The 19421-nt window shown below is 70.5% G+C and carries 20 protein-coding genes; 7 read left to right on the top strand and 13 right to left on the bottom strand.

What is annotated here, in order from left to right:
* Positions 1–136 precede the first annotated feature (136 nt).
* Both mutS and mutL read left to right on the top strand, forming a co-directional pair.
* The gene (gene mutS / locus H5V44_RS12505; RefSeq protein WP_246403985.1) at positions 137–2926 is read left to right on the top strand and encodes a DNA mismatch repair protein MutS; all 2790 of its coding nucleotides are present in this window, start codon (positions 137–139) and stop codon (positions 2924–2926) included.
* A complete protein-coding gene (mutL, locus tag H5V44_RS12510; RefSeq protein ID WP_185193465.1) occupies positions 2919–4631 on the top strand; it encodes a DNA mismatch repair endonuclease MutL in 1713 nt (570 codons plus the stop codon). Before mutS ends, mutL begins: the two co-directional genes overlap by 8 nt.
* 31 nt (positions 4632–4662) lie before the next feature.
* On the opposite strand, the gene H5V44_RS12515 is transcribed toward mutL, so the two are convergent.
* Positions 4663–5151 (bottom strand): DUF7573 domain-containing protein, encoded by a 489-nt coding sequence (locus tag H5V44_RS12515; protein WP_185193466.1) that lies wholly within the window; start codon positions 5149–5151, stop codon positions 4663–4665.
* A gap of 88 nt (positions 5152–5239) precedes the next feature.
* Between H5V44_RS12515 and H5V44_RS12520 the strand changes: the two genes are divergently transcribed.
* Complete coding sequence (locus H5V44_RS12520) at positions 5240–5485, top strand: hypothetical protein (RefSeq protein ID WP_185193467.1); 246 nt, start codon at positions 5240–5242, stop codon at positions 5483–5485.
* Positions 5486–5527: 42 nt separating this feature from the next.
* On the opposite strand, the gene H5V44_RS12525 is transcribed toward H5V44_RS12520, so the two are convergent.
* Complete coding sequence (locus H5V44_RS12525; protein WP_185193468.1) at positions 5528–6532, bottom strand: 5,10-methylenetetrahydromethanopterin reductase; 1005 nt, start codon at positions 6530–6532, stop codon at positions 5528–5530.
* A complete protein-coding gene (locus H5V44_RS12530; RefSeq protein WP_185193469.1) occupies positions 6525–7277 on the bottom strand; it encodes a coenzyme F420-0:L-glutamate ligase in 753 nt (250 codons plus the stop codon). The genes H5V44_RS12525 and H5V44_RS12530 overlap by 8 nt, the downstream gene beginning before the upstream one ends.
* A 147-nt stretch (positions 7278–7424) precedes the next feature.
* On the opposite strand from H5V44_RS12530, the gene H5V44_RS12535 reads away from it, so the two are divergent.
* On the top strand, positions 7425–8696 hold the full coding sequence (locus tag H5V44_RS12535) for a translation initiation factor 2 (protein ID WP_185193470.1): 1272 nt from the start codon (positions 7425–7427) through the stop codon (positions 8694–8696).
* 149 nt (positions 8697–8845) lie between these two features.
* On the opposite strand, the gene engB is transcribed toward H5V44_RS12535, so the two are convergent.
* The 7 genes from engB to H5V44_RS12570 form a co-directional block, all read right to left on the bottom strand.
* Complete coding sequence (engB, locus tag H5V44_RS12540) at positions 8846–9466, bottom strand: GTP-binding protein EngB (protein ID WP_185193471.1); 621 nt, start codon at positions 9464–9466, stop codon at positions 8846–8848.
* 54 nt (positions 9467–9520) lie between these two features.
* Positions 9521–10084: an NUDIX hydrolase gene (locus H5V44_RS12545; RefSeq protein ID WP_185193472.1), complete on the bottom strand. Its 564-nt coding sequence runs from the start codon at positions 10082–10084 to the stop codon at positions 9521–9523.
* Positions 10085–10120: 36 nt separating this feature from the next.
* Complete coding sequence (locus tag H5V44_RS12550) at positions 10121–10615, bottom strand: DUF5809 family protein (protein ID WP_185193473.1); 495 nt, start codon at positions 10613–10615, stop codon at positions 10121–10123.
* A 66-nt stretch (positions 10616–10681) separates the two neighbouring features.
* The gene (locus tag H5V44_RS12555) at positions 10682–10825 is read right to left on the bottom strand and encodes a hypothetical protein (protein ID WP_185193474.1); all 144 of its coding nucleotides are present in this window, start codon (positions 10823–10825) and stop codon (positions 10682–10684) included.
* A gap of 68 nt (positions 10826–10893) precedes the next feature.
* On the bottom strand, positions 10894–11394 hold the full coding sequence (locus tag H5V44_RS12560) for a DUF5810 domain-containing protein (RefSeq protein ID WP_185193475.1): 501 nt from the start codon (positions 11392–11394) through the stop codon (positions 10894–10896).
* 52 nt (positions 11395–11446) lie between these two features.
* A complete protein-coding gene (gene rimI, locus H5V44_RS12565; RefSeq protein ID WP_185193476.1) occupies positions 11447–11956 on the bottom strand; it encodes a ribosomal protein S18-alanine N-acetyltransferase in 510 nt (169 codons plus the stop codon).
* Between the two features lie 136 nt (positions 11957–12092).
* Positions 12093–14069 (bottom strand): aconitate hydratase, encoded by a 1977-nt coding sequence (locus H5V44_RS12570; protein WP_185193477.1) that lies wholly within the window; start codon positions 14067–14069, stop codon positions 12093–12095.
* 284 nt (positions 14070–14353) lie between these two features.
* Between H5V44_RS12570 and H5V44_RS12575 the strand changes: the two genes are divergently transcribed.
* The 3 genes from H5V44_RS12575 to H5V44_RS12585 all read left to right on the top strand — a co-directional run bounded on the left by H5V44_RS12575 (position 14354) and on the right by H5V44_RS12585 (position 16625).
* Positions 14354–14818, top strand: coding sequence for a deoxyuridine 5'-triphosphate nucleotidohydrolase (locus tag H5V44_RS12575; protein WP_185193478.1), 465 nt, complete (start codon positions 14354–14356; stop codon positions 14816–14818).
* 103 nt (positions 14819–14921) lie between these two features.
* Complete coding sequence (gene pan2, locus H5V44_RS12580) at positions 14922–16151, top strand: proteasome-activating nucleotidase Pan2 (protein WP_185193479.1); 1230 nt, start codon at positions 14922–14924, stop codon at positions 16149–16151.
* Positions 16152–16244: 93 nt separating this feature from the next.
* Positions 16245–16625, top strand: coding sequence for a DUF5811 family protein (locus H5V44_RS12585; RefSeq protein WP_185193480.1), 381 nt, complete (start codon positions 16245–16247; stop codon positions 16623–16625).
* A gap of 3 nt (positions 16626–16628) precedes the next feature.
* Here H5V44_RS12585 and H5V44_RS12590 read toward each other — a convergent pair whose 3' ends face one another.
* From H5V44_RS12590 to infB, 3 genes are all read right to left on the bottom strand, one after another.
* Positions 16629–16808, bottom strand: a complete 180-nt coding sequence (locus H5V44_RS12590; protein ID WP_185193481.1) for a hypothetical protein — start codon at positions 16806–16808, stop codon at positions 16629–16631.
* Positions 16809–16873: 65 nt separating this feature from the next.
* Positions 16874–17320, bottom strand: a complete 447-nt coding sequence (locus H5V44_RS12595; RefSeq protein ID WP_185193482.1) for a pyridoxamine 5'-phosphate oxidase family protein — start codon at positions 17318–17320, stop codon at positions 16874–16876.
* 102 nt (positions 17321–17422) lie between these two features.
* A complete protein-coding gene (gene infB, locus H5V44_RS12600; RefSeq protein WP_185193483.1) occupies positions 17423–19237 on the bottom strand; it encodes a translation initiation factor IF-2 in 1815 nt (604 codons plus the stop codon).
* Between the last annotated feature and the right edge of the window lie 184 nt (positions 19238–19421).

Genomic DNA, 19421 nt, shown 5'->3' on the forward strand with positions numbered 1-19421 from the left:
CGGGGCGGACGCTGACGCAGTCGGGAGAGACGGCGACCGCGCCGACGACGGCGACGGGAGCGGACCGGCGCCACCCGGCGGCGAACCGGCAACGACGGGCGCCGACGACACGCGGCCGGAGGGCCCGCCCGAGAAGATGCTCGATCGCGCCGAGGAGCTCACGCCGATGCTCTCGCAGTATCTCGACCTCTGTCGGGCCCACCCCGACGCGATCGTGCTCTTCCAGGTCGGCGACTTCTACGAGGCGTTCTGTGAGGCCGCCGAAACTGTCGCTCGGGTGTGTGAGGTGACGCTCACCCAGCGGGAGGACTCGACCGGCACCTACCCGATGGCGGGGATCCCGATCGACAACGCCGCGTCGTACCTGGAGGCGCTGCTCGACGCGGATTTCCGGGTCGCGATCGCCGACCAGGTCGAGGACGCCGAGGAGGCCACCGGACTGGTCGACCGCGCGGTGACGAACGTCGTCAGCCCCGGGACGGTGGTCGACGACGACCTGCTGGATCGGGCGAGCGCGACGTATCTGGCCGCGCTGGTGGCGCGTGATTCGGGTAGTGCCGAGGGGGGTACAGACGACCCCGACGACCCGCCCGCGGCGCTGGCGACGCTCGACGTCTCCACCGGCGAGTGCCGGGTCACGGCGGGGCCGACCGATCGGATCCGGACGGAGCTCGAACGCCTCGCGCCCGCGGAGGTGGTCGTCGGTCCCGACACCGACCTCGACGCGTCGGCGCTGGGGTTCGAGACGATGGTGACCGAGCGCGACCCGGCGGTCTTCGGCCTCGACGCCGCCGACGCGACGCTGTCGGGCTACGTCGCGGAGCCGGCGGCCGTCCTCGACGCACCGGTCGAGCGCCGGGCGGTCGGCGGGCTGCTGTCGTACGCCGAGTACACCCAGGGCGACGACGGGGCGCTCCCGTACGTCTCGCGGGTGCAGCGCTACGACCTCCGGCGGTCGCTCCGCCTGGACGCGACCGCGATGCGGAGCCTCGAACTGTTCGAGTCGCGGCAGCCGGGCGGCGGCGGGACGCTCGTCGGGACCGTCGACCGGACGGTCTCGGCGCTCGGGCGTCGCCGGCTGGAGGCGTGGCTCCGCCGCCCGCTGGTCGACGCAGAACGGATCCGGCGCCGCCACGACGCGGTCGCGGAGCTGCTCGACCGACCGATCGCCCGCGAGGCCGTCAGGGAGCACCTCTCGAAGGTGTACGACCTCGAACGCCTGGCGGCGCGGATCTCACAGGAGCGCGCCGACGCCCGCGACCTCCGGTCGCTGCGGACGACCCTCGCGGTGGTCCCGGAGTTGAAGACCGCCCTCGACGACGTGGACTCGGCCGCGCTCGCGGACCTCCGTGACGCCCTCGACGAACTCGCCGACGTCCGCGACCTGATCGACCGCGCGATCGTCCCCGACCCGCCGCAGGAGATCACGGAGGGCGGGGTTATCCGCGACGGGTTCGACGACGACCTCGACGAGGTCCGGGCCGCCGAACGCGAGGGCCGCGAGTGGGTGTCGTCGCTGGAGGAGCGCGAGCGGGAGCGCACCGGGATCGACTCCCTCGAAGTCGGCTACACGCAGGTCCACGGCTACTACATCGAGGTCACGAACCCCAACCTCGACCGGGTGCCCGACGACTACACCCGCAGACAGACGTTGAAGAACGCCGAACGGTTCTACACCCCGGAACTGAAACGCCGCGAGGAGGAGATCCTCTCGGCCTCGGAGCGCGCCGATTCGATGGAATACGAACTGTTCTGTGAGGTCCGCTCGCGGGTCGCCGCCGAGACCGAGCGGCTCCAAACGCTCGCGGACGCGCTGGCCCGCCTCGACGCTCTCGCAACCTTCGCGACCGTCGCCGCCGACGCTGGCTACGTCCGCCCCGAAATGGGCGTAGAGCCCCTCCGGATCGACGCCGGCCGGCACCCGGTGGTCGAGCGGACGCAAGACGAGTTCGTCCCCAACGGGATCGACTTCACAGAGGGCCACGTCGCGGTCATCACCGGGCCGAACATGAGCGGGAAGTCGACGTACATGCGCCAGGTCGCGCTGATCTGTCTGCTGGCGCAGGCCGGGAGTTTCGTGCCCGCCGACGCGGCCGAGTTGCCGATCCTGGACCGCATCTTCACGCGGGTGGGCGCCTCCGACGACATCGCGGGCGGCCAGTCGACGTTCATGCGCGAGATGTCGGAACTCACCGACATCCTCCACGACGCAACCGCCGACTCGTTGGTGCTGCTCGACGAGGTCGGCCGCGGCACCTCCACGGCCGACGGGCTGGCGATCGCCCGCGCCACCACGGAGTTCGTCCACGACGAGGTCGGCGCCACCACGCTGTTTGCGACCCACTACCACGACCTCACGGACCTGGCGGCCGACCTCCCGAACGCGTTCAACCGCCACTTCACCGTGAGCAAGCAGGGCGGCGACCCCGATGCGCCGGACGCCGACGAAACGGAGGTCACCTTCCTCCACCGCGTCGCCGAGGGCCCCGCCTCGTCGTCGTACGGCGTCGAGGTCGCGAAGCTCGCAGGGGTCCCGGATCGGGTCGTCGAGCGCGCCCGCGAGTACGTCCGCGGGGCCGCGGGCTCGGCGGCGTCGACCGCGGCCGAGGACGCGTCCGGCGACGGCGTGGAAGGCGAGGATGCCGGCTCCGATCCCGGGGAGACGGCAGAGTCCGGACCCGACCGACAGGAGTCGACGGGATCCGACCCCGGCACGCCCGCAACCCCGCAATCGGACCGCGGCGACACCCTCGCCGCGTACGTCGAGGGGCTGGAGAACGGCGACCGCGGCGGCGACGAGGCGGCCGCCCCGACGGGCGCCGACGGCGACGTCATCGAGGCGCTCCGCGACGTCGAGATCGCCCGGACGACGCCGCTCGAAGCCCTCAACACGCTGGAGGACCTACAGCGACGACTGGATGAGTGACGAGCATCCCGCCCCCGCGGCCGACCGCCCCGTGCGACGGTTAGACGAGGCCACCGTCGCGAGCGTCGCCGCCGGCGAGGTCGTCACCCGCCCCGCGGACGTGGTCGTCGAACTCGTCGAGAACGCCCTCGACGCCGGGGCCTCCCGGATCGACATCGACATCGCGGGCGACGGTACCGAGCGGATCAGCGTGCGCGACGACGGCCGCGGGATGGACCGCTCGGACGCGGAACTCGCAGTCGAGCGACACACGACCAGCAAACTCGACCCCGGCGGGTCGGTCGAAACGGCCGAGACGCTGGGGTTCCGCGGGGAGGCGCTCGCCAGCGTCGCCACCGTCGCCGACCTCGAACTCGTGACCAACGACGGCGGGCCGCGCGGCACCCGGGTCGTCGCGACCGGCGGCCCGGGCGCCGACCGCGTCGAGGCCGCGGGTCGGGGCCGGGGGACGACCGTCACCGTCCGCGATCTCTTCGCCGACACCCCCGCCCGTCGGGCGTCGCTGTCGACCGCCCGGACCGAGTTCGCACGGGTCAGCGACGCGGTCTCGCGGTACGCCGTGGCCCGCCCCGACGTGGGGTTCTCGCTGGCACACGACGGAAGTGGGGTGTTCTCCACGCCGGGAACGGGCGAGTACGCCGACGCTCTGCTCGGCGTCTACGATCGCAAGGTGGCGTCGCGGACGACGGCGTTCGACGCGACCGCCGGGCTCGGGACCGACGCACCCGGGAACGGCGACGGACCGGCGGACGTCCGGCTCCGCGGGACGCTCGTCCAGCCGTCGATCACCCGGGCCCGGCGGGACCACATCTACGTCGACGTCGGCGGCCGCCCGGTCCGCAACGGCCGGCTCCGGCGGGCCGTCGTCGACGGCTACGGCGACCGCCTACCCGACGGCCGCGCGCCGGTCGCCGCCGCGTCGGTGTCCGTTCCCGACGGCTGGGCCGACCACAACGTCCACCCGCGGAAGCGGGAGGTCCGACTCCGCGCGCCCGACGCCGTCGCCGACGCGGTCGAATCCGCCGTCGCCGACGCGCTGTCGACCGCGGACCGCCGGCGGAGCGAGGACCTCTCGATGGACCTCGATGGGGCGGTCGAACCGTTCGATCCCGGCGACACGGCCTTCGCCGAGGCCGATTTCGTCGGGCAGTTCCGCGGGCTCTACCTGCTGTGTGCGTTCGAGGGCGACCTGCTGGTGGTCGACCAACACGCCGCCCACGAGCGGATCAACTACGAGCGACTGCGCGAGGCGGTCGGCGACGACCCACCGACGGCACCGATCGACCCGCCGGCGACCGTGTCGGTGACGCCTGCACAGTACGCCGCGGCGGACTCCCACCGCGACGCGCTCGCGGATCTGGGGTACGACGTCGACCCGTTCGACGGGTCGGCGGTGCGGGTCCGGTCGGTACCGGCGCCGCTGTCCCGACCCGCCGACCCCGAGAGCGTCCGGGACGCGATCGACGCCCTTCAACGGGGTGAGACGCCGGACGACGGCCGCGACGACTCCCTGAAGGACCTCGCGTGTCACCCGTCACTGAAGGCCGGCGACGACCTGACCGACGCGGAAGCCGACGCGCTCCTCGACCGGCTTGGGGCGTGTGAGAACCCCTACAACTGCCCGCACGGTCGACCGACAGTCCTGACCGTCGCGGAGGAGACGCTCGTCCGCGGGTTCGACCGGCGGAATACGCGGCTGGAGTGACCGGCCGCGACCGCTGTGGCCCCGCCGTCGGCTACCACTCCTTGCAGTCGGCACACACCTGCCCCGATCCCCCGGCCCAGAGCAGGTCGACGGTCGCCCCGCACTCCGCACACGGGACGCCGTCGGGCTCCCAGCGGTAGGTGACGGACGCGGGTTCGGCGTCCGCTGGACCCGTCGCGGCGTGATCCGTCTCCCCGTCGCGCTCGTCGCCGTGGTCGCCCGCCCCGCCGGGTGCCGGCTCCGCGTCCACTCCCCCGCCGTCAGGCTCTCCCACCGCAGTGTCGGCCTCCGCCCCCTCGCCGCCGACATCCGCGCTCTCGGCGTCCGTTCCCGCGCTACCCACGTCCGCCCCTTCGTCGTCGACATCCGCCCCTCCGTCGTCGGCCGCCGCGTCCTCCCCGTCGACGTCCGTCCCTGGCTCAGCCTTTTCATCCTCGTCGGCGGCCGGATCCGTCGCTGACGACCCAGGATCCGGAGACTCGCCGCCGAGGAACTCGTCGAGCGACCGATCCCGGCCCATACCGGAACGGAGCGGCGGGCGGGACAAATGCGTAGCGGCTCGACCGTCCGTTCCGTACACACTAATACGATGGCGACAAAGAACGGGTATGGTCACCGTCGTTGACTTCATCGTCCAACTGGTCGTCAGCGTCTTCGATCTCGTTCGGATCTTCCTGCTCGACGTCTTCCTCGGGGTCGACCCGCTCACCGCGGTCTCCTTTCTGATCGGCGGCGGACTCACGACCGCCGCGATCGGGGTCTTCGGCTACCTCGTCGTCGGGGCGCTCCGGAACGCGCTCACCGGGTCGGGCGCGAGCGCCCCCGACGCCGACTCCGGGGAGACGGCACGGTAGGAACTCCCCGAGCGCCAGGCCCCCTGCCGTCCCGACAGCCGGCTACTCCGGCGCGCTTGCCCGCCACGCCTCGGCCGCGAGTTCGACCGCCGCCTCGGGGTCCGGCCCCAGCGGCGACCCGATCACGATCCCCTCGGTGTGCTCGCGGAGCGCGGCCATCCGCTCGGTCACGGATTCGGGCGTCCCGGCCACGGAGAACGCATCGATCATCCCCCCGGTGACCAGGCCGAACGCCTCGGTGAACTCCCCCGCGGCGATGTGGTCGCCGATCGCCGCCGCGTCGTCGGCGTCGATCCCGTGTCGATCGAGCACCGGCGGGGCCGCGCCGGCGACGATGAACGCCACGGGTGGCCGGGCGGCCTCGCGGGCGGCCTCGGCGTCGCGGCCGACGCTGACGCTCGCGTACGCCAGCAGGTCGAACGGGTCCCGCTCGTCCGGCCGGTCCTCAGTCCCCTCCTCGACGCGGTCACGCGCCCACGACAGGTCCTCGGGGTGGGAGCCGTTGAACAGCAGGCCGTCGGCGTGCTTCCCGGCCATCCGGCACATGTGCGGCCCCTCGCCGCCGACGTACACCGGGATCTCCCCGGGAACCTCGAAGTTCAGCCCGGCGTCGTCGGCCTCGAACGTCCCGTCGTGGGTCACCCGCTCGCCGGCCCAGAGGTCCTCCGCGACTTTGAACGCCTCGAGCACCGACCGGAGCCCCCGCTCGTCGTCGAGTCCGAGGTTCCGGAGCGTCGAGGGGTCGCCCGGGCCGATCCCGAAGGCGGCTCGACCCCCGGACAGCTCCGCGACCGTCGCGGTCTTGCTCGCGAGCGTCACGGGATGCAGTTCGTAGGGGTTCGCCACGCCCGGCCCCAGCCGGATCCCGTCGGTCTCGCCCGCCAGCCGCGCGAGGGTCGCGAACGGGTCGCGGTTGTTGTAGTGACACGACACGAACGCGACGTCGTAGCCCGCCGCCTCGGCGGCGACCCCGCGGTCGACGACCGTCGGAATCGGCTCCTCCGGCGTCAGTTCGACACCCAGAGTCGCCGACGCGTCCTCACGCATACGACCACCCCCTGATGGCCTGTCGGACGTAGTCGGTCCCGATCTCCCGGAAGTGCTCGTCGCTGCCGGCGTGGTCGCCCCACTCGAAGCCCCGAACCACGACCGCGGGGGTGCCGCCGTCACCCTCCCCGGCGACGAGGTTGGCCGCGGCGGCGAGTTCGTCGACGACGTTCTCGACGGTGACGCCGAGTTCGCGGCCGTCGCGGTCGGTCTCGCCGCGCCAGTCCCGGCTCGGCTGGAGGCCGTCCCACCCGATCGCGACGCCCCGCTGGCCGTGCCGGAACGGCCGCCCGCAGGTGTCGGTGACCACGACGCGGTCGGCGGGCAGGGACTCGCGGATCCGCGCGGCGCTGTCTCCGGGTCGCTCCGGCAGGAGTAGAACGTCGCCCTCGGGCACGTTCGACCGGTCGATGCCGGCGTTGACGCCGACGTGCCCGAACCGGGTCTCCGTCAGCAGGAACGGCGTCTCCATCAGCACCTCTACGCTCTCCTCCAGTACCGCCTGCACGAACCGTGGGTCGGGATCGCCGGCGGCGTGCTCGGCGAGCGTGTCGGCCAACTCCCGCGCCCGCGGGCCGGCCGGGAACGACGCCAGATCGACGCTTCGCCCCTCGGCCTTCGAGACGACGGTCGAGGCGACACACACCACGTCGTCGTTGCGGAGATCGGCGCGGTCGCGCAGTAGCGCGCCGACGTCGTCGCCCGGTCGCACCTCGGGCAGATTCGGGACAGCGAACAGTTCCATACCTACGGGTTGCGACGCCGACAAAAAAGCGGACAGGTGTTGGCCATCGTGTCCGGTATCGAAGTCGGCGCGTCCGGCGGGTGGCCGGTCGCCACGCGCCCCACCGCACCGAAAGACCGTTTCGGACGGCCGGCCAAGCCCGTGGCGATGACGCGCGTGGTCCGGTGTTTCCTCAGGAACCGCCGGCGGGTACTGCTCGGCCGCCGGAGCGACGCGGCGTCCCCCGATTCCGGATACCGGGACGTACCCTCCGGCCGCGTCGACGGCACGGATCCGTCCGTCGGGACCGCCGGCCGGCGGTTGCTCCGCGAGGCGTTCGGCTCGGAGACCGGGGACTTCGAGTTCGTCCGTGCGGGGCGACCGCTCCCCGAGGGCGACGGGGCGGCGGACGCCGTCCTGCCGGTGCTTTTCGAGACCGACACGCGGCCGGGAACTGCCGAGGGCGCGTTCGACGACGTCGAGTGGGTCGATCCGACCGCGATCCGGACCCGGGAGACCGCCCCGGGGCTGTGGACGGCGTGGCGCCGGGTCGCTCCGACCGTCGAGACGGTCCGCCAGGACCGGACGCACGGCTCGGCGTGGATCGCCGCTCGGGCGCTGGAAGTCCTCCGCGACGCCGCCACTGAGGCCGAAACGTGGGAGACTGTCGCCGCGGTCGCCCGCGACCTCCGGACCGCCCGCCCGGAGATGGCCGCGGTCGCGAACGCGGTCGACCGGGCGGTCGCAGCCGCCGAGCCGGTCCCCGCGGAGCCGGACGCCGTCGTCGACTGCGCGGTCACCGTCCTCGATGCGGTCCTCGCGGCCGGAGACGGGGCAGCGCAGGCGGCCGTCGGTCGGCTCGGCGACGCCGACGCGACCGCGGTGGCGACCCTCTCGCGGTCGGGGACAGTCCGGACGGCGCTGGCGTCGCTGTCGCCGGACCGGCTCGTCGTGGCCGAATCCCGGCCGGAGCGGGAGGGTGTCGGCGTCGCGGAGCGGGCCGCAACCGACACCGACGCCGCCGTCACCCTGACCACGGAGGCGGGGCTCCCGACCGCCCTTACCGAGGTAGACGTCGATGCCGCTCTCGTCGGCGCGGACGCGGTCACGCCAGCGGGCGACGTCGTGAACAAAACCGGCACCCGGATCCTCGCGCTCGCCGCACGCGACGCCGGGGTCCCGACGTACGTCGTCGCGTCGACGCTCAAGATCCGGCCGGCCGACGGCGGGGAGTCGGTACCGGAGCAACCGTCGCCTCCCGAGGCGGTCTACGACGGCGACGCCGACGTGTCGGTCCACGCGCCGACGTTCGAGACCGTCCCCGGAGCGCTCGTCGACGGCGTCGCAACCGAGGAAGGGGTACTCGATGCCGACGGGATCCGAGCGGCGGCGGAGGCTCACGCCGACAACGCGGCGTGGACCGAACAGGTGTCGGAGTGACGCTCCCCGACGACGACCGAACGGGGGATTCTTGACGCCCGGGCGACCACCCGTACCCGGTGGCGATGACGAGGGTTACCCCCACTCAGCCCCGTGTGATGACACCTTCTCACCGAGCCACCGTTTCGACGCCGTCCGGGTCCGACGGCTCAACTCACGAACTTCAGGAGGTCATCGCGCTTCTGGTCGGTGAACGCGGCCCCGAGCGCCTCGTTTAACGCCTCGATGTCGCCGCGCTTCGCGCTGACGGGGGCGATGGTCTCGCGCCACTGTTGCCACGGCGGGTAGAGCCCGAGACGGTCGCAGAGCGCGTCCAGCCGCTCGTCGCGGTCGTCGACCTTGTCCATCTTGTTGACCGCGACGACCGTCGGGATGTCGAGGTCCCACAGGAACCCGAACAGTTCCACGTCGTGGGGGATCTCGTCGGGGCCGGAGTGGCGGTCGATGATGTCAACTGCGGCTTTGCCGTCGACCACGAGCACGCCCGCGAGGATGTCCTCGGCGTTCGCTTCGATGTACCGGACCACGTCGGTTTTAATCCGCTCGCGTCGGTCCTCCTCGACGCCGGACATAAACCCGAACCCGGGGAGGTCGGTGAACATAAAGTTCTCAGCGGCCCAATCGAAGTGGTTCGGCGACCGCGTGACGCCCGGTTTTCGGCCGGTGGTGATCTTCGAGTGGCCCGTCAGCTCCCGCATTATCGTGGATTTCCCGACGTTCGACCGGCCGACGAGCACCACCTCCTCGCGGTCCGGACGCCCTTCGAACATATCCGGCCGGAGGCTATCGCGTCGGTTAACGTTGGCGTTCGGGCGGGTCGGCCCTCAGAGCAGATCCTCCTCGCGTGCGAGCAGGATCCCTTCGAGCGTCGCGTCGTTGGTGGGTTGCGAGCGCGCCACGTCGAGCACCTCGCTCACCGGCACCGACCGGACCGACAGGAACTCGTTGTCGTCGAGGTCGGGGTCGACCGGCTCCAAGTCGGTGGCAAAGACGAACCCGCGACGGTGTCGAAGCAGCCCGGTTGCGACCCAGAAGTCCTGCAGGAGCGCGGTGCTGCCCGCCGCGAACCCGGTTTCCTCCCGGAGTTCTCGTTCCCCGGCCGCGGTGAACGACTCCCCGCGTTCGACGATCCCGGCCGGGAGCTCGAACTGCGTCTCCCGGACCGTGGGCCGGTACTGTTCGACGAACACGACCGAGTCGTCCTGGACCGCGACGACGACCACCGCCGTCGCCAACTCCGCCCAGTAGTAGCGCTTTGTCGTCCCGTTGGGCTGTTCGACTAGGTCGTACCCGCCGGTGAACCACCCGGTCTCGTACTCGGTCTCCGACTCGATGACGGGCCACTCCGGCTCCGCCAGGGCGTCGTGTCTGTGTCCGTCGTCGCTCATCGGGTCGGACTCCGGGTCGGCAGGGCTTAACCGTGGTCACTGCTCGCTTTCGGTCGCGTCGTCCTCACCCGGAGCGTCGACCGACCCCGCCGCGTCGGCCGCCCCGCCGTCCGCCTCGAACCGTGGCCGGTAGAGCCGGCTGAACGCCTGTCGTCTGAGCGTTCCGACGGCCGCGTCGCGTTCGTTCTGGAAGGTCGCGGCGACGACTTCACCGGCAAACGGCGCGGCGTGCCAGACCACGCGGTCGACGTCGTCGCTTCCGAACAGCGTGACCTCGTACTCGGGGCGATCGTCGACCCACGCGTCGAACTCCTCGCGAGTGCCGACGGTGACGGCCAGCCGGTCGGCGAACAGTACGTTCCTGGCGCGCTCGATCACCGGCCCCGTCACCCGCTCGCGGTACTCCTCGCGGTCGAACTCCATCGCCTTTGCGGCCTCGCGAATCACCTGTTTCGCGGTCGGGCCGGCGGCGTCGAACGCCGCCCGTGCGTCGTCGACCGACTCGGGCGAGAGGCTCCCTTCGGTGTCCATACGCACGTCTCGGCGGGTCACGCACAAACGCCTTCGGCTTCCGTGCCCCACAGCGGGGTCGCGAGGTCACTCCGCCGCCGGCGGCCGGGCGTCGTCGTCGACGTACTTCTCGCAGGTGAGACAGTAGTCGCGTTCCTCCCTGAGCTCCGAGGGGTCGATCACGGCCATCCGTTTCGTGGTGTCGTCGCCGCAGTCCGGGCAACTAGGCATACTATCACTGACGGCTTCGGGCACAAAGTGGCTGACGCGGTCTCCCGATCGCACCGTCCGACCGGGGGTCAGCCGTCGCCGTCGTCCGCGTCGGTATCGGGCGCGCCGTCGCGACCATCCCCCTCCGGGTCGGTGCGTCCCTCGTCCGCGTCGGTCCCGGACGCGTCCCTGTCGTCGTCTTCCGTCAGCATCTCCGCAGTCAACTCGCGGGCCTCCTCGAGCACCGCGCGGGCCGCCTCGTCCAGGTCGCCCCGCCCCGTCGCGGCCGCCGCCCCGGGGTCGATGCCTGCGGGTGATCCGTCGTGGCTGTGCGCGTGACCGTGGTCCCCGCCGACGCCGCCGCGAGCGCGGACGGTGTCCTCGAACACCTGCTCGTACTCGGCTTCGGGGGCGAGGTCCTCGACCGCCGCGGCGAGTTCGGCCTCCCCGTACCCGGCCCACTCCGGGACGTGGTCGTCGAGCCACGCCTCGTGGTCGTCGCCGTGGGTCATCGCGGTGAACGCCAGGTGGTTCGCGAGGTGGGTCGCGTCCTGGTGGGGAATCTCACAGACGGGACACGCAAAGCCCATACCTTGACTACGGTGCCCCGACACAAGGGCGTGTGGATCCCGGCGGCGACGGTCACAGCTCTGTCACGAGCAACAGCGCGTCCTCGCCGTCGCCGTAGTACCGCGGCACCTGTCGGGTCGGCTCGAACCCCTCGTCGCGGTACAGCGATCGCGCGGCGTCGTTGCCCTCCCGGACTTCGAGCTTCGCGACCACCGCCCCCGACAGGGAGAGTTCCGCGAGCGCCTCCCGGAGGAGCCGGCGGCCGATGCCCGCGCCGCGGGCGTCGGGACGGACCGCGAGGTCCTTGATGTGGCCGATGTCGCGGCCGTGGTTCGGGGTCACGTCGCCGACGACGTAGCCGAGAAGCGACCGCCCGTCGGCCCCGTCGTCGACCGCGACGAGGAACGCCGGGGCGTCCAGCAGCGACTCGAAGGCGGCGTAGGGCCACGGCTCCGCGAAGGACTCCCGCTCGATCCGGAGGACGTCCAGCAGGTCCGCCCGCCCCGCCGGCCGGACGGTAACCGCCGGCCCGGCGGGTCCCCCGCCGTCCGCTCCGCGCCGCTCGCCGCCGGACGGATCCATCTCACCCCCGAGTTCGGCGGTGTGCGACAAAAAACCCGCCGGCCGGCGTGGGGGGGTGTCCACAGCCGCTCGGACGGCGGCGCCGTCGCTCCGGCGTGGCGTAAAAAAACTCAACTGCCGCGCGGTGGGCCGCCGATCAGTCGTCGGCGGGGGCGGCGCCGCTGCCGCCCTGGCTGTACTGCTCCTTGGTGAGCCGGAGCTTGCCGCCGGCCTCGAGGATCCGGCGTTCGCGCTCGGAGGCGTCGAGTTCGGCGGTGGCCTCCCAGTCGTCGTTGACGCGGATCGTGAACTCGGTCTCGCCGGACGCGATCGCTGGCGCGACGTCGGTCACGACCTCCACGTCGTCGCCCTGCTCGATCCGCTCGTAGGTGTCGTCGTCGATCGCGAGCGGGAGGATCCCGAAGTTGAACAGGTTCGCCTTGTGGATGCGGGCGAACGATTGCGCCAGCACCGCCTCGATGCCGAGGAACTGCGGGCACATCGCGGCGTGCTCCCGGGAGGAGCCCTGGCCGTAGTTCTCGCCGGCGACGAGGACGCCGCCGTCGGCGTCGAGCGCGCGCTGGGCGAACGTGTCGTCGACGCGGGAGAGGGTGAACTCCGAGAGCTTCTCGATGTTCGAGCGGTACATCAGGATGTCGGAGGTGGCGGGGATGATGTGGTCCGTGGTGATGTTGTCCGCCATCTTCAGGAGCACCTCACCCTCGATCTCGGCGTCGAGCGGCTCGCCGATCGGCGCCTCGCCGATGTTCGGCCCCTTCACGAGCCCGTCGTCGACGGACTCCTCGGGCTCGATGATGTCGGTCTTCGAGCCGTCGTACTGGTCGGGCAGTTCGACGCCCGGCGCCTCCAGGTCGTCGAGTTCGTCGGCGAGGTCGCGCGGATCGACGAGTTCGCCCTTGAGCGCCGCGGCCGCGGCGACCTCCGGCGAGGAGAGGAACACGGAGTCGTCCTCGATCCCGGAGCGACCCTCGAAGTTGCGGTTGAACGTCCGCACCGAGACGGAGTCCGAGGCGGGGACGTGGCCGATCCCGATGCACGCGCCGCAGGTCGCCTCCGAGAAGTTGACGCCGGCCGCCATCAGCTCGGCGGTCCAACCGTCGCGGGCCAGGAGCTCAGAGGCCTGCTTCGAGCCGGGCGCGACGATCATCTCGGTCTTGAGATCGATCTCGCGGCCCTCCAGCATCTTCGCGGCCGGGAGGATGTCCTCGTAGCCGCCGTTGGTACACGACCCGACGATGACCTGGTCGACGGACTCGCCGGCGACCTCCCGAACCGGGACGACGTTGTCCGGCATCGACGGCGCGGCCACGAGCGGCTCGATCTCCGAGAGGTCGAGAACGATCTCGTCGGCGTACTCGGCGTCCTCGTCGGGCGAGAGCTCGACGTACTCCTCTTGACGGCCCTGGCGGGCGAGGTACTCGCGGGTCCGCTCGTCGGTCGGGAAGATCGAGGAGGTCGCGCCGAGTTCCGTGCCCATGTTCGTGATCGTGGTCCGCTCGGGCACCGAGAGGGTCTCGACGCCGGGGCCGGTGTACTCGAAGACCTTGCCGACGCCGCCCTTCACGGAGAGCCGTCGCAGCATCTCGAGGATGACGTCCTTCGCCGTACTCCACTCGGGGAGTTCGCCCTCGAGACGGACGTTGACGACCTCCGGCATCTCGACGTAGTAGGCGCCGCCGCCCATCGCGACGGAGATGTCGAGTCCGCCCGCGCCGATCGCGAACTGGCCGAGGCCGCCGGGCGTCGGGGTGTGGGAGTCCGACCCGAGCAGCGTCTTGCCGGGCGCCGCGAAGTTCTCCTTGTGGACGTTGTGGCAGATGCCGTTACCCGGACGGGAGAAGTACGCGCCGTACGTCCCCGCCGCCGAGCGGAGGAAGCGGTGGTCGTCGGTGTTCTTGAAGTCGAACTGGTAGGTCTGGTGGTCGCAGTACTGCGCCGCGAGTTCGGTCTGGACCTCGTCGAGGTCAAGCGCCTCGAACTGGAGCCAGACCATCGTTCCGGTGGTGTCCTGCGTGAGGACCTGGTCGATCTCGATCCCGATCTCCTCGCCGGGTTCGAGGTCACCCTCCACCAGGTGATCGTCCAGAATCTTTTCGGTGAGCGTTTGTCCCATAGCGCCGAAAGATCGACGGCCGACAACTATAAATCCCGCGTGTTGGAGGCCGATGGTATGTGCATTATATACGTACCAATTCCTAAGCTATCCGGCCGTGAGAGCCGTCTCAGCGGCTGTTTCGTCGGCCGCCGCCGAGCCGAACCCACTCGCGGCCCCGCCGTCGCGGTTCGGAACGGCTTTGCACGCCCGCCCACGTCATCGCAGTCCGGAGGGGTTTCCGACGCCCGCCCACGTCATCGCAGTCCGGAACGGCTTTGGACGGCCGCTCACGCCGTGGGTGTATGTTCCGGTCGGGCGCGTACGTCGCATCGTGTCTCTCCGAGGTCACCGACGAGCAGGTACAGCCCAACGGCGTCGATCTCACCGTCGCGGACGTGCGCCGACAGGTGACGCCCGGACGGATCGACACCGACGGCAAGACCGTCGGCGACCGGGAGCCGGTCGCGCCCGACGACGACGTCTTCCACCTGGAACCGGGCGGCTACATCCTCCAGTACGCCGAGACGATCGCGGTCCCCGAAGACCACGTCGGCTTCCTCTACCCCCGGTCGACCCTGCTGCGGAACTCGTGTATGCTGAACACCGCCGTCTGGGACGCCGGCTACGAGGGTCGCGGCGAGGGACTGCTTCAGGTCCACCACCCGGTCCGGATCGAGCGCGGGGCGCGGGTGGCGCAGTTCGTCCTCGCGGCCGCCTCCCACGACGACGTCTACGACGGCTCCTACCAGGGCGAGCGGACCGGGTAACCATCGTCGCGCGCGACAGGCCCCGAACCGGCGGGTCGATCCTCACAAGCGACTGGGGTTACCCAAAGGCACATTTACACCCGACTCTTACCCGAATCAACTGATGTCCCGGAGCCCGTCGATCCCGGATCGTCCGCGTTTAGACCTCGATCCGGAGATGTCCGACGCCGAACGCCTGTCGGCGATCCGCCAGCACTACGAGCGGCTCGTCGCCGTCAACGACGAACTCGACGAACGCCTCTCGGAGGCCACCGACCGCCGCAACGAGCTCCAGGAGGAACTCGAACGGTTGAAGCGGCGCAACGAGACGCTGAAGACCTCCTCGCTGTACCTCGCGACCGTCGAGGAGCTGACCGACGACGGTGTCGTAATCAAACAGCACGGCAACAACCAGGAGGTGCTGACCGACATCTCGCCGCATCTCGACGACGAGCTCGAGGCGGGCGACCGGGTCGCGATCAACGACTCCTTCGCCATTCAGCAGCTGCTCGACGACGAGACCGACTCCCGGGCGCAGGCGATGGAGATCGACGCGTCGCCGACGGTCTCCTACGGTGACATCGGCGGGATCGACGACCAGGTCCGGGAGGTCCGGGAGGCCGTCGAGGAGCCGCTCACCAACCCCGAACTCTTCGAGACGGTCGGGGTCGACCCCCCCTCGGGTGTGTTGCTCTACGGCCCGCCGGGGACGGGGAAAACGATGCTGGCGAAGGCGGTCGCAAACGAGACCGACGCGACGTTCATCAAGATGGCGGGCTCGGAACTCGTCCGAAAGTTCATCGGCGAGGGCTCCCGGCTCGTGCGTGACCTCTTCGAGCTCGCCGCCGAGCGCGAGCCTGCGGTCATCTTCATCGACGAGATCGACGCCGTCGCCTCCAAGCGGACGGACTCGAAGACCTCCGGCGACGCCGAGGTCCAGCGGACGATGATGCAACTCCTCTCGGAGATGGACGGCTTCGACGACCGCGGCGAGGTCCGGATCATGGCCGCGACGAACCGCTTCGATATGCTCGACGAGGCGATCCTCCGCCCCGGCCGCTTCGACCGGCTCATCAAGGTCCCGAAACCGAGCATCGAGGGCCGCGAGCGGATCCTGGAGATCCACACCCGCGATATGAACGTCTCCGACGACGTCGACTTCGCCGATCTGGCGGCGGAACTCGAGGAGTACTCCGGCGCCGACATCGCGGCCCTCGCCACCGAGGCCGGGATGTTCGCGATCCGCGACGGCCGCGCCGAGGTTCGCCGCCGGGACTTCGACGACGCCTACGAGAAGATCGAGGACGCCGAGGAACAGACCACGATCCCGGGGCACACGCCGTACCAGTACTGACGGTCGCGTCGACCGCCCCGCGGTCCCGAAACTCCCTTGCCCCCGCCGACGGCTTTATTTGGGCTGTCCACGTAGAACACGTGTCTTTATTCAATGAACGGAAACAACCCATACGCGGGTGCTCCGGGCGTCGTCGACGCGGGCCGCCCGGAGGACGTCGACCTCTCGGCGGCGCAGGTACGGGCGCTCCGGACCGCCGTCGCCGGCATCGTCTCCCGGACCCAGACGTACCTCCCCGAGGGGTACGCCGTCGGGTCGGAACTCTCCTACGGCAGCAACGGCCCGCAGGCCACGGTCGCGGTCCGACCCCCCGCAGGCCGCCCGGTCAGCGCGGGCTTCGCGCCGGACGAGGAGGACCTCGAATCCGGGCTGACCGACGAGGACCGCGACGAGGTGGCCCGCGGGCTGGCCGCCTCCGCCGCCCTGCAGGTGATGAACACCGTCGGCGACGGGCTGACGCCGACCGCGCGGTAAGCCTCAGTCCTCCTGTTTCCGGTCGATATACCCGTTGACCAGCTGTGGCGTTACGACGCCGACGAACAGGATTGTACCGATCAGCACCTCGGTACCGAGGTCGGTCAGCCACAGTCCGCCGTACCCGAGGAGGAGCGCGAGGGTGCCGGACGCCAGCACGACCGCGTTCTCGCGGGAGACCATACCGCCGACTACGGGGATATGGGCCAAAACACCTGGCGGCGTCGGCACCGATCGGTCCGCACCCGTTACTGGCCGACCGCGCGGCCGGACCGCTCCTCGACGTCGAGCGCCCACACGTTGGGGTTCTCCCGGAGTTCGTGGTCGGCGAGCAGGTCCGACCGGTAGGCGTTGTCGAGCATCGCCTCCCTGGCTGCGTCCCATTCCTCGGGGCTGATCCGGTCGAGCGGCCCCGACACGATCACGCTCCGCCACGCGCCGTCGGGGCCGACGTCGACGGCGGTGAAACTCACCTCGTCGGACTGCTCGGCGTACGTCTCCTTCCGGAAGTCGGCGGTCGCGCCCACAAAGAGGAAGTAGAGGCGGTCGCCGTCGTAGCCGAACGACAGCGGGACGCCGTACGGTACCCCGTCGGCGCTCATCGAGAGGACGCCGGCGCCGGTCTCCCGCAACATCTCGTCGATCTCCGAGTCGTCGAGTTCCATCCCCAGCAGTGGTCGAAGTTCCGAATCCATACCTCGTATCCGGGCGGATCGGTAATAAATATCGGCTGGAGTTCCCACACGTTCGGAACGGGAGGTCGTCGTCGACCAACCTGATCGCGTTGTCGTCTGGGTCTACTCCCCCCAGAAGGGGTCCCGACTCCGGTGTTTGTCGAGATACCCCGTCAGCGCCTCCAGTTCGTCGGTGGGGATGTCGTCTGCGAGCTCCTGTTCGAGGATCTTCGCGTGTTTCTCGGGGAGTTCGACCCACAGTTCGTCGCCCTCCTCGATCTGCCGGCCCACGGTGGGGCCGTCGATCGCGACCGACACCCTGGTTCCGGACCGCGCCTCCGAGACGTCCTCGCCCTGCTCTTGGATCCCCGACAGTTGCCCGATCCGGGTCGGGGCCGACCCCTCCCACTTCACGACCCGCTGGTTGTTCTTCAGCGTGCCCGAGAGGACCTCGACGCCGACGACGGCGGGATCGGACTGCCGGAAGACGTGGTCCTCTAGGATCCGGAACCGACACGGCCGCACGATCTTGTCGAGCACCGTCTCCTGTTGGGCGCGTTCGAGTTCGCCGACGTACTCCTCGTATTCGTCGACGAGTTGGTAGATCACGTCGTCGTCGAACAGCCGGACCTCGCTCTCGTCGAGTTCGGCCTCGGCGTTCGACAGGACCTCGACGTTGAAGCCGAGCACGACGCGGTGTTTCTCCTCGTTCGCCGTCGAGGCGACTGCGATGTCCCGCGGCGCGATGTCGCCGACCTCCGCCCGGAGGATCGGGACCTCCGCTTCGCGGAGGGCGTTGGCCATCGCCTCCAGGCTCCCGAGGGTGTCGGCCTTGACCACGACCCCCTCCTCCTCGGTGGAGACCTGGATCTCCGCGAGCTCGGACTCGACCTCCTCGATCACGCTCTCTTGATCCCGGTCGCGGACGACTCGGATGGGTGCGCCCGCCATCGCGTCGTCGAGGTCGGGGGCGGCGACCTTGATCCCCGCGGCGGCGCGGACCTCCTCGACCTTGTCGAACCGCTTTTCCACACGGATCTCGGCGTTGGGGCGCGGCTGGAGCAGCGCCCGGACCTCGGTCACGATCGGGCCGTCGGTCCCCCCGACGACGATCTCGTCGCCGGCGCGGACGCTGCCGTCGTAGAGCACGATGTCGACGGTGGCGCCGAACCCGCGCTCGTCCTTCACTTCGAGCACCGTCCCCGCGCCGGGCCCGGTCGTGTCGACCGCCATCTGCTCTTTCATATACCGCTGGGAGAGCCCCATCAGGACGGCGAGCAGGTCCGGGACGCCCTCGCTGGTGATCGCGGAGATCGGCACGACCCCGACGTTCTTCGCGAAGTTCTGGACCCGCCAGTAGAGGTCCGCCGAGAAGCCCTCGTCGGAGAGGTCGCCGATGATCTCGTAGAGGTTCTCGTCGAGTCGCCCGCGGGCAGCCTCCGATTGGGACTCGTAGGACGCCTGGATCGGCGACCCTTGCTTGGGGTTCCACCCCGGCGTGGTGTCGACCTTGTTGGCGGCGACGACGAACGGGGTGCCGGTGCGTTCCAGGATTTCGAGCGCCTCGATCGTCTGCGGCTGGAAGCCGTCGTTGACGTCGACTACCACGACCGCGATGTCCGCGAGGGCGCCCCCGCGGGAGCGCAGCGTCGTAAACGAGTGGTGCCCCGGCGTGTCGATGAACAGCAGTCCGGGGAGGTCGAAGTCCGTGGGGTCGACGAGGTCGCCCGCCATCTCCGAGACGGTCTCAAGCGGGACCGCGGTCGCCCCGATGTGCTGGGTGATCGCGCCGGCCTCGCCCTCGCTGACGGCCGACCCGCGGATCGTATCGAGTAACGTGGTCTTCCCGTGATCGACGTGGCCTAACACCGCCACGATCGGCGTCCGCAGCGAGTCCGGTTCGACCGTCGGGCCGGCGTCGGCGTCGGTATCAGACATAGAGAATCACCCCGGAGAAGTTCCTTGGGTGTATTACAGTTCTGGGCTGTAGTTAAGTCCATCGTCATTCCGAGACGACGGTTCCGGGGCGTCCACGGGCGAATCACCCGTCGTGTCGGTGCAGGGGGCGTGACTCCGCCACCGACCGGCCGCATCCCCCGCAGGATCGGCTGCTCGGATCCTC

The sequence above is a fragment of the Halobellus ruber genome (assembly GCF_014212355.1).
In the GTDB taxonomy this organism is placed as follows: Archaea; Halobacteriota; Halobacteria; order Halobacteriales; family Haloferacaceae; genus Haloquadratum; species Haloquadratum rubrum.